Source organism: Streptomyces sp. IMTB 2501 (assembly GCF_001953885.1).
GTDB lineage: Bacteria > Actinomycetota > Actinomycetes > Streptomycetales > Streptomycetaceae > Streptomyces.
On sequence record NZ_MQUS01000004.1, the window covers coordinates 23,861 to 36,847 of the forward strand.

10 protein-coding genes and 1 pseudogene are annotated in these 12,987 nt (G+C 74.2%); 7 read left to right on the forward strand and 4 right to left on the reverse strand.

From position 1 onward, the window contains the following. Nucleotides 1–115 precede the first annotated feature (115 nt). Nucleotides 116–1,138, forward strand: a pseudogene (locus AV521_RS49175) (DEAD/DEAH box helicase); the annotation flags it as partial. A 141-nt stretch (nucleotides 1,139–1,279) separates the two neighbouring features. Here the strand turns inward: AV521_RS49175 and AV521_RS49180 are convergent. Next, nucleotides 1,280–1,690: a DUF6221 family protein gene (locus AV521_RS49180; RefSeq protein ID WP_179022947.1), complete on the reverse strand. Its 411-nt coding sequence runs from the start codon at nucleotides 1,688–1,690 to the stop codon at nucleotides 1,280–1,282. Continuing rightward, nucleotides 1,687–2,445, reverse strand: coding sequence for a PaaX family transcriptional regulator C-terminal domain-containing protein (locus AV521_RS08595; RefSeq protein ID WP_076085900.1), 759 nt, complete (start codon nucleotides 2,443–2,445; stop codon nucleotides 1,687–1,689). Before AV521_RS08595 ends, AV521_RS49180 begins: the two co-directional genes overlap by 4 nt. Nucleotides 2,446–2,516: 71 nt before the next feature. On the opposite strand from AV521_RS08595, the gene AV521_RS08600 reads away from it, so the two are divergent. Both AV521_RS08600 and AV521_RS08605 read left to right on the forward strand, forming a co-directional pair. Continuing rightward, nucleotides 2,517–4,190 carry a DNA alkylation response protein gene (locus AV521_RS08600; protein WP_076085903.1) on the forward strand — a complete coding sequence of 558 codons (1,674 nt, stop codon included), beginning with the start codon at nucleotides 2,517–2,519 and terminating at the stop codon, nucleotides 4,188–4,190. A gap of 166 nt (nucleotides 4,191–4,356) precedes the next feature. Beyond that, nucleotides 4,357–6,339, forward strand: a complete 1,983-nt coding sequence (locus AV521_RS08605; protein ID WP_076085906.1) for a PBS lyase — start codon at nucleotides 4,357–4,359, stop codon at nucleotides 6,337–6,339. 309 nt (nucleotides 6,340–6,648) lie between these two features. Here the strand turns inward: AV521_RS08605 and AV521_RS08610 are convergent, their stop codons facing one another. Then, the gene (locus AV521_RS08610; protein ID WP_076085909.1) at nucleotides 6,649–7,260 is read right to left on the reverse strand and encodes a hypothetical protein; all 612 of its coding nucleotides are present in this window, start codon (nucleotides 7,258–7,260) and stop codon (nucleotides 6,649–6,651) included. Nucleotides 7,261–7,546: 286 nt separating this feature from the next. On the opposite strand from AV521_RS08610, the gene AV521_RS08615 reads away from it, so the two are divergent. The 4 genes from AV521_RS08615 to AV521_RS08630 all read left to right on the forward strand — a co-directional run bounded on the left by AV521_RS08615 (nucleotide 7,547) and on the right by AV521_RS08630 (nucleotide 11,543). Then, nucleotides 7,547–8,635, forward strand: coding sequence for a sialidase family protein (locus tag AV521_RS08615; RefSeq protein WP_076086680.1), 1,089 nt, complete (start codon nucleotides 7,547–7,549; stop codon nucleotides 8,633–8,635). A 144-nt stretch (nucleotides 8,636–8,779) separates the two neighbouring features. Next, nucleotides 8,780–9,457, forward strand: coding sequence for a uracil-DNA glycosylase (locus tag AV521_RS08620; protein WP_076085911.1), 678 nt, complete (start codon nucleotides 8,780–8,782; stop codon nucleotides 9,455–9,457). Further along, nucleotides 9,454–10,428 carry an N-acetylglucosamine kinase gene (locus AV521_RS08625; protein WP_076085913.1) on the forward strand — a complete coding sequence of 325 codons (975 nt, stop codon included), beginning with the start codon at nucleotides 9,454–9,456 and terminating at the stop codon, nucleotides 10,426–10,428. The genes AV521_RS08620 and AV521_RS08625 overlap by 4 nt, the downstream gene beginning before the upstream one ends. A gap of 188 nt (nucleotides 10,429–10,616) precedes the next feature. Continuing rightward, nucleotides 10,617–11,543: a sirohydrochlorin chelatase gene (locus AV521_RS08630; RefSeq protein ID WP_107480857.1), complete on the forward strand. Its 927-nt coding sequence runs from the start codon at nucleotides 10,617–10,619 to the stop codon at nucleotides 11,541–11,543. Nucleotides 11,544–11,711: 168 nt separating this feature from the next. Here AV521_RS08630 and AV521_RS08635 read toward each other — a convergent pair whose 3' ends face one another. Next, nucleotides 11,712–12,749, reverse strand: a complete 1,038-nt coding sequence (locus AV521_RS08635; RefSeq protein ID WP_076085917.1) for a lactonase family protein — start codon at nucleotides 12,747–12,749, stop codon at nucleotides 11,712–11,714. Nucleotides 12,750–12,987: the final 238 nt, after the last annotated feature.

Below are 12,987 nucleotides of genomic sequence, written 5' to 3' on the forward strand. Positions count from 1 at the left end.
CGATGCGAGGATGTGCCGCGGGAGAGCGGATGGGGCGCGGGGAGCGGGAGGCGGTCGCGCGGGCGGCGCGGCTGTAAGAGCCGGCGCGGTCGCCGGCCGACGACCACGCCAGGGCGGTCGACGCGGTACGGGCGGCGCTGAAGCCGGTCCAGGACGCGGCGGAGGCGAGACCGGGATGCTGGTGGCGGACGAGGCTCACGTCGTGAAGAACCCCAGGACCTTCGCTCCCAGGCCCTCGCCCGGGGGGCCGGGCGCTGCGAACGGGTCCTGTTCATGACGGGCACCCCGATGGAGAACCGGGTGGCCGAGTTCCGCGACCTGGACGACTGATCGACGAGACGGTGGCGGAGCGCATCGGCGACCAGGCCGGGGTGCCCGGCTCGGTGGCCTTCCGGAAGGCGGTGGCCCCCGTCTGACTGCGGCGCAACCAGGTGGACGTCCTCGCCGAACTGCCCGCCCCGCAGCAGACGGACGAGTGGGAGGCGCCGAGCGCCACGGACGAGGAGGCGTACCGCGAGGCGGTGCGGTCCGGCAACTTCATGGCGATGCGCCGGGCCGCGTACGCCTGCCCGGAGAAGTCCGCGAAACTCGTCCGGCTCCGCGAGATCGTGCACGAGGCGGGCGAGAACGGGCTGAAGGTGGTGGTGTTCTCCAACTTGCGGGACGTCCTGCGCGTGGTCCGGGACGCGCTCGACGCCGGGCCGCGGACCGGCACCCCGTGGTCGGCCCGCTCACCGGAAGCGTGCCGCCCGAACGGCGCCAGCTGCTCGTCGACGAGTTCACCGCCGTGTCCGGTCCGGCGGTGCTGCCGGCCCAGATCCAGGCGGCGGGCGTCGGCCTCAACCTCCAGGCGGCCTCCGTCCTGATCATCTGCGAGCCCCAGATCAAGCCGGCCATCGAACAGCAGGCGGTGGCACGGGCCCATCGCACGGGCCAGGTACGGCCGGTCCGGGTACACCGCCTGCTGGCTCCGGGCGGCGTGGACGAACGCATGGTGGAGATGCCGAAGCGCAAGGCCCGCCTGTTCGACAGCTACGCCCGCCGCAGCGCGGTGGCGGAGGCGACCCCGGACGAGGTCGACGTGTCGGACACGGAGACGGCCCGCCGGATCGTGGCGGAGGAACAGGGCCGCCTGGGCTTCGAAACCGGCGCCGTGGGCAGCCCCTGCGGCGGCATCGGCGGCCCATCCGACGACGTCGGCGACGCACCTGGTGAAGGCGCCGACGGCCGTTCTTCCCTGTCGGAGATCACCGGTCGGCGCCCGGCCTGGGCATCCGGCCTACGGCCGCCAGGAGTCGTCGTATCCGCAATCGCCGGCGAACGGGACGGCGAGCAGGCGCAGCGTGGTGCAGGGCGAACGGGGGCTCGCTTCCTCGCGGCAGGTGCGGCACCTGCCGTCGTCGCGCGTCCGGTGCTCCTCCAACAGCGCCTGTTTCGCGTCGAGTTCGCGCAGCACGCGGGCCGGATCGTGCCGGGCCACATGGGTGAGCAGCCGCACCGGGTCGTCGGCGCCGAACTGCACCATCGGCGTGTGCGTGGTCCCGTGGTCCTGGGAGGTGAGCACCTGCTCGATGTCGTCGGCCATGACGCCCCAGACCGCGCCGGGCGCACCGGCGATCGCGTCGCGGGCCACTCGTCCCTCCTCCTCGAACCGGGCCCGCAGAAACTCTTCAAGGTTCACCGGCGTCATGCGCAACGCTCCCTTCGCCCCACCGACGCGGCCAACTCCCGCTGAAAGCCCGCGTACGCCGTGCGCAGCGCGTCTCCCGGCCAGTCGGCGGGGACGAGGCCGGGCGGCAGGACCGGGTCGGTGAGCAGGTGCCGTACGGCCGCGGCGTAGGCGGTGAGGCGGTCCGCCGGGTCCCGGGCGGCCGATGTACGGGCGAGCAGCATCCGCGCGGTGGCCGCCCAGGCGTCCAGCGGCCAGAGCCGGGCCACCAGGTCGTGCGGGGGTTCGTCGGGGCGTGCGGAGCAGGTCAGGGCGACGGAGTCGAGCGTGTCCGGCAGAGCGCGGTCGAGGTTGGCCGGGCGCAGCCACACGCCCTCGCGGAGTTCGGCCAGGCGCAGGGCGGTCAACCGGGCGCGCAGTTCGGCGCGTTCGGCGGGGCCGCGGCCGGTCGCCGTGATCACCACCATCTCCCAGTCGCCGCCCCACGCGCGCGTGACGGGGCGCAGCGCCTCGTCCTGGCGCCGCTGGCGGGCCAGCAGCCGGTCACTGAGCCGGTAGACGGCGTCAGTGCGGCGCAGGTCGCCCGCGGCCACCATCCGGCTCAGCGCGGCCCGCAGCGTGGAGCCGCCGACCCCGAAGGGCTCCACCAGCCGGACCAGGTCCTTCACCGGCAGCTGCGCCGGGTGCGCGCCGAGGAGCAGGCTCAGCACGACCGACCGCGCGGACAGCGGCCGCAGGCCTGCCTCCGCCGGCTCGGGCGAGACGTTCATGCGCATGGGCACGTACTGTACGGCGCCCTCCGTGTTGCACTATTGCTACGGTCGCAGGAAGAGTGCAACATGCTCTCATGGTCCCGATTCCCGCGTCCTCGCCTTCGCAGTCACCGTCGCCGTACGCCACTCACGACGTCACCAACCAGGCCCCGCCCCTGGCTCCGTACGACGCCTCCGACGACCCGGCCCTGCTGGAGGGGCTGCGCCGGGAGGGTGCCGGATGGGCCGAGGACGGCATCCGGCGGCTGGGGGCGCACGCCGGGAGCGCGGAGGCACAGGAGTGGGGTGAGCTGGCGAACCGGTACGAGCCGGTGCTGCGCTCCCATGACCGCTACGGCCATCGCGTCGACGAGGTGGAGTTCCATCCCAGCTGGCACCACCTGATGCGCACGGCGGTCGCCGAGGGGCTGGCCGGGGCTCCGTGGGCGGACGAGCGGCCCGGTGCCCATGTGGCCCGCACCGCAGGCGGACTGGTGTGGGGGCACACGGAGGCCGGGCACGGCTGCCCGACGTCGATGACGTACGCCGCCGTGCCCGCACTGCGCGCACAGCCGGATCTGGCCAAGGTCTACGAACCGCTGCTCACCAGCCGGGAGTACGACCCCGAACTGCGCGTGCCGACCGAGAAGCCGGGTCTGCTCGCGGGGATGGGAATGACCGAGAAGCAGGGCGGTTCGGACGTCCGGACGAACACCACCGTGGCCACGCCCACCGGTGAGCCCGGGGTGTACACACTGCGCGGGCACAAGTGGTTCACGTCGGCGCCGATGTGCGACGTCTTCCTGGTGCTCGCGCAGGCCCCGGGCGGGCTGTCGTGCTTCCTGGTGCCGCGCGTGCTGCCGGACGGCAGCCGCAACACCTTCCGCATCCAGCGCCTGAAGGACAAGCTGGGCAACCGCTCCAACGCGTCCTCGGAGCCGGAGTTCGAGCGGACCGTGGCCTGGCTGGTGGGTCCCGAGGGGCGAGGGGTGAAGACCATCATCGAGATGGTCAACTGCACCCGGCTGGACTGTGTGATGTCCTCCGCGACCCTGATGCGCAAGACGCTGGTCGAGGCGGGCCATCATGCCCGGCACCGCAGCGCGTTCGGCGCCCGGCTCGTCCAACAGCCGCTGATGCGCAACGTCCTGGCCGATCTGGCGCTGGAGTCGGAGGCGGCGACGACGCTCACGCTGCGGCTGGCGGGCGCGGCCGACCGCGCGGTGCGCGGGGACGCCGGGGAGCGGGCCTTCCGGCGGATCGCCACCGCTGTCGGCAAGTACTGGGTCACCAAGCGGGGCCCGGCGTTCACCGCGGAGGCGCTGGAGTGCCTGGGCGGCAACGGCTATGTCGAGGACTCCGGCATGCCCCGGCACTACCGGGAGGCCCCGCTGCTGTCGATCTGGGAGGGCTCGGGCAACGTCAACGCGCTGGACGTGCTGCGCGCCCTCGGCCGTGAACCGGACAGCGTCGAGGCCCTGTTCGGCGAACTCGCCCTCGCGCGCGGGGTGGACGCCCGCCTGGACGCGTACGTGGCCGCACTCAAGGACCAGTTGGCCGAAACCGACCAGGTCGGTGCGCGCCGGCTGGTCGAGCGGATGGCGCTCGCTCTGCAGGCCTCCCTGCTGGTCCGGCATGCCCCGCACCCGGTCGCGGACGCGTTCTGCGCGAGCCGGCTGGGCGGCGACTGGGGGCACGCGTTCGGCACCCTGCCCGCCTCGGCCGGCCTCGACGCGATCCTGGAGCGCGCGCTGCCCGGCCTGAACTGACCCCTCCCCCGGGCGAGTACGGGCCCCGCACGCTCCTCCCGCCGGGGCGCTCACGCCTGGCCGGTGACAGCCGACGGATCGCACACAGTCATAGCGTGGTTCCGGACCGTTGTCAGTGTCGTGGTGCACACTCGCGATCAGGTGGCACTCGTCTGGGGAGGACAACGTGTTCACGGGGATCGACGAGGTGGACTGGGCCTCGCTGCGGCACGCGCACGGCAGCGCGGAGGACGTGCCCGGGTGGTTACGGGCCCTGGCCTCCGCGGACACCGCCGAGCGGGCGACCGCGCTCGACGGGATGCACGGCGCGCTGCACCACCAGGGGTGTGTGTACGACTCGACCCTGGCCAGCGTCCCCTTCCTGCTCTCGCTCGTGGCCCGCGAGGAGCTGCCGGACCGGGGCGACATCGTGGAACTGCTGGTCGTCATCGGCGCGGAGAGCGCGGACGGGGATCCGCGGGCACGGGAGGCGGTGTGCGAGGGTGCCGAGGTCTTCGTCCGGCTCGCCGGGGACCCGGACCCGACGGTGCGCCGGGCGGCCTGCGGGGCCCTCGTGCACTTCCTGGCCACGCCCGGGCGGGTCCTGGACCTGTTACGGCAGCGGCTGCGGGCCGAGCGCGACGACCGCGCCCTGCTCGCCCTCACGGAGGCGCTCGGCCTGTTCATCCGCCGGTACCCCGCGTACGCCGACAGCGCGGTGGACCTCCTGGCCGAGCAGAGCGCACCGCCGTACGCGCCGGGCCTGCGGCTCGCCGCACTCGGGCAGCTCGCACTCGTCGCGCCCGCCCGGCTGCCCGCCGAACCGGTGCCGACGGCGGTCCGGCTCCTGCGGGAGCGCTCGGCGCTTCGAGCCCGGGTGCCCGAACCCTCGGCCACCGACACCCTCGTCGGGCGTATACGGCGGCTTCGCCCGTCGGACGAGGAGGGCGCCCGGCTGCTGCGCACCCTGCACACCGCGCTCGGCGACCGCGTGGCCGAGCGGACCGCACTGCTCAAGGGGCAGTTGACCAGCCCTGATCCGGTGGACCGGTGCAACGCGGTGTGGATGGCGGCGGCGCTGCTGCGCGGCTGGCGCGGCGACCACAGCGCAACGGTCGGGCTGCTCGGCGCCCAACTCGCGGCGGAGCAAGACTGGTTGAGGGACGCGGCGGCAGCGGTCCTTGCGGAGCTGTTCACGTCGGCCGAGCCCGCCGCGGACGCCCTGCACGCGCTGGTCCGCACCCGCCCCGACCTGTGGACACACCGCTTCGAGCGCGACTCCCCCACGCTGGGCGGGCCACTCAAGGCGCTGGCGAGGAGTGGCGATCCGCGCGCGGTCCCGCCCCTGGCCCAACTGCTGGCCGGACCGGCCGCGCCGATGGACCTGGGGTTCGAACTGGCCCATTTGGGCACCGCCGCGGCCCCGCTCGCGCCCGCGTTACGGCACCGGCTCGGCCGGATCCCCCTGGCTTCCCCCGCCGCTGCCCGGCACGCCGCCCCGCTGCTGACCGCGGTCGGTGCCATCGGAGACGAGAACGCGGTCCCCGAGGTGCTGCGTCTGCTGTCGGGCGCCCCCGACGGGCTCGGAACACGGGACGCTGTCGCGGGCCAGGCCATCGAGACGCTGGAGGCCCTCGGCGGCGCCACTCAGGCGGTACCGACACTCCGCGCGCTCCTGGGTACCCGGCACGCCACCGCCGCGGCCCGCGCGCTCTGGTCGGCGCGGGAGGACGCCTCCGTCGTACTCCCCGCGCTGCTGAGGGAGTTGACCCAAGGTGATTCCGCCAACCGGCGGCTGGCCGCCGGGCAGCTCGGCAGACTGGGACCGGCCGCGCACGCCGCACTGCCCGCGCTGCGCCGGACGGCCCGGTCACGGCCCGCGCGGGAGCGGGTGGCGGCCGCGTGCGCGCTGTGGCGCATCGAGGCGAATCCGGCGCCGGTGCTGCCCGTGTTCCGGACAGCCTGGCTCGAAGACCCGCTCACCCGCGCCCCGATCGCCCGCTGCCTCACCGCGATGGGTCCGGCCGCCGCGCCCCTGCGGCACCTGGTGGCGGCTGAACTGTCCGCCCCACGCCGCCCTCCGGCCCCCGCGGGCGGATTCGGCGGCCGGGGCGTACCGGAGGACGAGGCACTGCTGAGAGCCTGCCGGAAGGCGCTGGCGGCGATGTAGGGACGGCACGGCAGACACACGCCCGAGCAACCGAGTCCGGAGGACGCGATGCTCAGCTCGGGCGCACCGCCGCGCTCCGGCCGGAGGGGCGGACCGGCTCACCAGCCGCCCCACTGGGGCCCCAACCGCGTCCATCCCCTGCCCCAGGCCGCCATGTAGGGACGGCACCGCAGACACACGCCCGAGCAACCGGGTCCGGAGGACGCGATGCTCAGCTCGGGCCCACAGCCGCTCCGCCCGGAGCGACGGACCGCCACACCCCGGGCAGGCCTCAGCCGGAGCGGCGGACCGCCACGCCCCGGGCAGGCCTCAGCCGGAGCGGCGGCCGTGGTCGGACCAGCCGCCCCACTGGCGTCCGAGCCGTGCCCATTCCGTGTCCCAGGCGTCCATGCGACGCCGCTCCAGCCGGGCACGCACGGCGAGGCCGCCGATGAAGGGGACGGCCGCCGCGCTCACGCCCACCAGGCAGCCGATCAGCGCGCCGCGGAAAGCGGCCTCGGCGGCGGAGGTGGGCCGGTTGACGAGATGGCCCTGCGGATCGCTCCAGACGGTGACCGGCGTGCCCGCCTTGCTGCCGGGCCGCACCCGGACCTGCCCGGTGTGGGCGGAGCCGTCGGCCACGGTCCACCGCACCTCGGCCCAGACCCGATCCCCGGCGGAGGTGTGGCCGTGCAGGGGGGCCTCTCCTGGCGCCCGTCCCACGACTCGGGCCACGACGGGACCCCAGTCCGCCCGCTCCTTGGCGAGTCCGTTCTCCACCGAGTGGGCCGCCACGAGTCCGGCCGAGACCCCTGCCAGGACGGTCAGCAACCAGGTGCCGAGCACCACCCAGGCCTCCATCACGTCGGCCCGGCGTTTGAGCGGGCTGCGCCGCCAGCGCCACAGCCACACCTTCGGACCACGGATCGCCTTCAAAGGCATCCTCCTCACGAGCGCACCGACCGGCCGGAACGCCCTCCCATACGCGGGAGATCGCCCCGTTGCTCACGAAGCCGTCTCCCCGACGGTCGCACGAGACACCCCGTTCGCGCAGGCGCATGCCCCAACGAACCCCGGCCGATCTTCGTCACCAGCCGACGACACCGTTGTGACCTGCGAAAACAAACACGACAGGGGAGAGTGTCAGTGGTGGGGCGCAGACTGGCCGATAACCGACGACTACCTGTCTCACGACTACCTGGACGAAGGCGTCCCGGAGGTGATCGGCATGACCGAGGTACTGCTGGCGGTGGGCACCCGCAAAGGACTGTTCATCGGGCGGCGAAGGGCCCGCGCAGCCTGGGAGTTCGACGACAGCCCGTATTTCAACGCACAGGCGGTCTACTCGGTCGCGATCGACACCCGCCAGGACCGCCCTCGGCTGCTGGCGGGCGGCGACAGCGCGCACTGGGGCCCGTCGGTCTTCCACTCCGACGACCTCGGCCGCACCTGGACCGAGCCGCCGCGTCCGGCCGTCAAGTTCCCCCAGGACACCGGCGCTTCCCTGGAGCGCGTCTGGCAGCTGCACCCGGCCGCCGCCGAGCCCGACGTGGTCTACGCGGGCACGGAACCGGCGGCGCTGTACCGCTCGGAGGACCGCGGCGAGAGCTTCGAGCTGGTCAGGCCGCTGTGGGAGCATCCGACCCGCTCGCGGTGGGTGCCGGGCGGCGGCGGTGAGGGCCTGCACACCGTGCTCACCGACGCCCGCGACCCCAAGACGGTGACCGTGGCCGTCTCCACGGCCGGGGTGTTCCGCTCCACCGACGGCGGCGCGAGCTGGGCGCCGTCCAACTCCGGTGTGTCCGCGGTGTTCCTGCCGGACCCGAACCCGGAGTTCGGCCAGTGCGTGCACAAGATCGCCAAGGACGCGGGCGACCCGGACCGGCTGTATCTGCAGAACCACTGGGGGGTGTACAGAAGCGACGACGCGGGCGCGCACTGGACCGACATCGGCGCCGATCTGCCGTCCACGTTCGGCTTCGCGGTGGCCGCCCATCCGCACCGGGCGGACACGGCGTACGTCTTCCCGATCAACGCCGACGCGGACCGGGTGCCGGCCGAGCACCGGTGCCGGGTCTTCCGCACCACGGACGCGGGCCGGACCTGGGAGCCGCTGTCCAAGGGCCTGCCGGAGGAGGATCACTACGGCACGGTCCTGCGCGACGCCCTGTGCACCGACGACGCCGATCCGGCGGGCGTCTACTTCGGCAACCGCAACGGCGAGGTGTTCGCGTCGGCCGACGACGGCGACAGCTGGCAGCAGCTGGCCGGGCATCTCCCGGACGTGCTGTGCGTGCGGGCGGCGGTGATCGGCTGAAGGGTGACCGGCCGAGAGACGATCGGCGGACGGGGGACCGGCTGGTGATCGGCTGAGACACGCGGGCGGGCCGCAAGGGGGCGGCCCGTCGACCTTCGGCCATCGGTTGATCACCTGCCGGTCCACGGCAGTAGGGTGACGCCCGTGGCACCACGACCCTTGCATGAGATCGTCGAACCGGGCTGGGCGAAGGCCCTCGAACCCGTCGCCGGACGGATCGCCGAGATGGGCGACTTCCTGCGCGCGGAGATCGCCGCGGGACGCACGTACCTCCCGGCCGGACCCAACGTCCTACGGGCCTTCCAACAGCCCTTCGACGACGTACGGGTGCTGATCGTCGGTCAGGACCCTTATCCGACCCCGGGGCACGCGGTGGGCCTGTCGTTCTCGGTCGCGCCCGAGGTCCGCCCGCTGCCGCCCAGCCTGATCAACATCTTCCGTGAGCTGAACACCGACCTGGGGCTGCCCCAGCCGGCCAACGGCGACCTGACACCGTGGACCCAGCAGGGTGTCCTGCTGCTCAACAGAGCGCTGACCACGGCACCGCGCAGCCCGGCCGCCCACCGCGGAAAGGGCTGGGAAGAGGTCACCGAGCAGGCGATCCGGGCGCTGGCGGCACGAGGCAAGCCGCTGGTGTCCGTCCTGTGGGGCCGGGACGCCCGCAATCTGCGACCGCTGCTGGGCAACCTGCCGGCGGTGGAGTCCGCGCATCCCTCGCCGATGTCGGCCGACCGCGGTTTCTTCGGCTCGCGCCCGTTCAGCCGCGCCAACGACCTGCTGATCCAGCAGGGCGGACAGCCGGTGGACTGGCGCCTGCCGTGACCGTCGCGGGCTATCTGGCGGTGGACTCCGGAGGCTCCGGTCTCCGGGTCGCCGTCGGCGTGCCGGGCCGGGCACCCGCCGCACAGCGGGAGTCACGGGAACCGGTCCGCACGGGTGCGCGGGGCATCGATCCCGCTCACCTGATGGCCCAACTCGTCCCGCTGGCCCGGGCCTTGACCGACGAGGCCGGAGTCGGTGCGCTGGACACGGCCGTCGTCGGCGCCGCCGGGTTCGCCAGCCTGGGCGACGGCCTGCGGGCCGAACTGCCGGACGCCCTCGCCCGGGAGCTGGACGTACAGCGCGTGGCGCTCGCCGCCGACGCCGTCACCGCCTATGTCGGCGCCCTCGGGCCGCGTCCGGGCGCGGTGCTCGCCGCGGGCACCGGGCTGATCGCCGTCGGCACCGATCTGACGTCCTGGCGGCGGGCCGACGGCTGGGGGCATCTGCTCGGTGACTGCGGCAGCGGCGCCTGGATCGGACGGGCCGGCCTGGAGGCGGCGCTGCGCGCCCACGACGGCCGGGACGGCGGCTCCACACCGCTGCTGGACTGCGCGGAGCAGCAGTTCGGCCCGGTGCGCGGCCTGCCGGGGCAGCTCTACCCCCGTGCCGACCGGCCCGCCGTACTGGCCTCCTTCGCGCCCCGGGTGGCCGCGTGCGCCGGGCACGACCCGGTCGCCGCGGACATCCTGCGGGCCGCGGCCCGGCACATGGCCGAGTCCGCCGCAGCCGTGTGCCCGGCGAACGGGACACCCCAAGTGGCACTCACCGGCGGACTGTTCCGCCTGGGCGACCCCCTCCTCGTACCCCTGCGGGAGGAGCTGGCGGCCAGGCTGCCGCACGCCCGGCAGGTGCCGGCCGAGGGCGATCCGCTGCACGGCTCGGTACGGATCGCGAGCGATCTGGCGGCCGGCCGCCTCACCCTGCCGGGTGAATCGACCATGCTCTGTGTGATCTCCGTACGACGCGATTGATGACGGGATCCAGTTCACCGTAAAAGCGGATTGTTCCCCCTTGTGGAGCCTTTGTCGTCCCATGTTCCGGGCACGTGCCCGGAACATGTGTCCTTGCCGCGTAACTCATCAGACAAATCCGGACGGATACCGCTCACCTGCACCCTCCCCGAACGGAGGAACCCTCGAAGCCAGTAACATGCGGCGCCATGAGCTCCCCCACTGGACCCGAGTCCGGCCTGCCAGTACGAATGCCGCGACCCCGCCAGCCCGGACGGCACCGCCGACCGGAACCGCTGGTGGCTCCCGAGGGCGCGCCCGCGCTCGCCCTCGCGGTGCCCGGTGCGCCCAGCGCCGCCGCGCGCGGCCTCGCCGAGGAGGTCGTGAGCATCGCCCGCTCCGAGCTGCCCGGCCTGGACGCCCGGATCGGGTACCTGGACGGGGACGACACCGAGTTCCCCACGCTCCGGTCCGTGCTGGTACGCGCCGCCGAGGAGCGGACTGCCCGTTACGAGCAGGCCGTCGCCGCCGGGCTCGAAGGGTTCAAGCAGCCCGACGGCCCCGTCGCCGTCGTCGTCCCGCTGCTGGCCGGTCCGGACAGCGCCCTGCTGCGGCAGATCCGCCAGTCCGTGATGGACAGCCGGGTCGCCGCCGATCTGACCGATGTCCTCGGTCCGCACCCGCTGCTCGCCGAGGCGCTGCACGTGCGGCTGTCCGAGGCGGGGCTGGCCCGTGCCGACCGCGCCCGCCTGTTCACCGTGGCCACCGCCGCGGACGGCATCATCCTGGCGTCCGTGGGGGGCGAGGAGGCGGTGCAGGCGGCCGGGATCACCGGCATGCTGCTCGCCGCGCGCCTGGCCGTGCCGGTGATGGCTGCGGCCCTGGACCAGGAGGGCTCGATCGCCTCCGTCGCCGAGCAGCTGCGTTCCTCGGGCTCACAGCAGCTGGCCCTGGCGCCGTATCTGATCGGCCCGGAGATCGACCCGGCGCTGCTGGCGGCGGCCGCCGAGGAGGCGGGCTGCGCCACCGCGGAGGCGCTCGGCGCGTACCCGGCGATCGGCAAGCTCGCCCTCGCCAAGTACACGACTGCGCTGGGCATCACCCCGCAGCAGCCCCAGGGCATGCCGGTCCGCTGACCCGCCCACGGCACCCGCACGACACAGGGCCCGCTCCACATCCCGGAGCGGGCCCTTCGCCTTGCCCCGGGCGCCCAGCCGACGAGGCCGGGAGGCCGGGCCTCAGCCGGACGCGCCTTGCCCTGCGGGATTCAGCCGACGGTCCCGCGCCCCGCGCCCCGCAAGGCCTCAGCCGAAGACGACGCACGAGGCCGCAGGGACCCGTACCGCGCCGTCGTAGCGGGGCAGCCCCGTTGCCTCGTCCACGGCGAACCAGGCCACATCCCCGGAGCGCTCGTTGGCCGTGTAGAGGAAGCCGGCGTGTTCGGCGAGGGCGCGTGGCCAGCGGCCGGCGCAGGGCACCGTGCCGATCAGCCGGAGCCCCTCCCCCTCGACGGCGAGGACCGACAGGACGTCCTCACCACGGGTCGCGGTCCATACGAAGCGGCCGTCGGGTGAGACCACGATCCCGGACGGATAGGCGTCGCCGGCCGGGGCGCCGGGCAGCACGGGGACCTCGGTCAGCGGCCTGAGGGAGCCCGCCTCGGCGTCCCAGCGGCACACGGTCACCGTCGGGGTGAGTTCGTTGACGACGTAGGCGTGCGCGCCGTCCGGATGGAAGGCCAGGTGGCGGGGGCCGGAGCCGGGGCGCAGGGCGAACTCGCGGTGCAGGGCGGGCGCGCCGTCCGCGAGGGTGCAGACCCGTACCGAGTCCGTGCCGAGGTCTACGCTCACGGCCCACCGGCCGCTCGGGTCGGCCTGCACCTGGTGGGCGTGCGGGCCGCGCTGCCGCCGGTCGTGCGGGCCGGAACCGGTGTGCTGGAGCCGTCCGGAGGGCTTGGCGGCGAGCGTTCCGTCCGGGCGCAGGGGTACGGCGGTGACGCTGCCGCAGCCGTAGTTGGCGGTCAGCACGTGCCCCGCGTACAGGCCGAGGTGGGTCGGCCCGCTGCCGTCCAACGGCACGGGCGCCCCGGTGAGTTCCGGCCGTTCGCCGTCGACGCGGTAGGCGGCCACGGCGCCGTCGGCGATCTCGCTGACCGCGTAGAGCGTCCCGCCGTCCGGCGACAGGACGAGATAGGACGGGTCGCGTACGTCGTTCACGGCGACGCCGAGGGTGAGGGCGCCGCCGTCCTGCGCGACATCGGCGGTCACGAGGCCGGGTCCGCCCGCTGCCGTGAACGAGCCGATGAACGCCCGGCGCCTGCCGGGCCTGCCGTCCTGTGCCACCGCTGTCCCCTCTCGGTCGAGCCCGTCCGGGGCCGACGGTAGCAGTCGATCAGGGCGGTCTAGACCAAGGGCGGGGGTGGGGCCGATCGTTTTCCGCTGTTTTCCTCGCGGGACTTTCCGCTGCATTGCCCGCGAGTCGTTGTGGCGGCTCCTCGTGAGCCGTCGTACCGATGCCGCGCGAGTCGTAGCACCGACGCCGGGCGCGTCGTAGTGCGGGCGCCGCGCCCCCGGCGGCGCC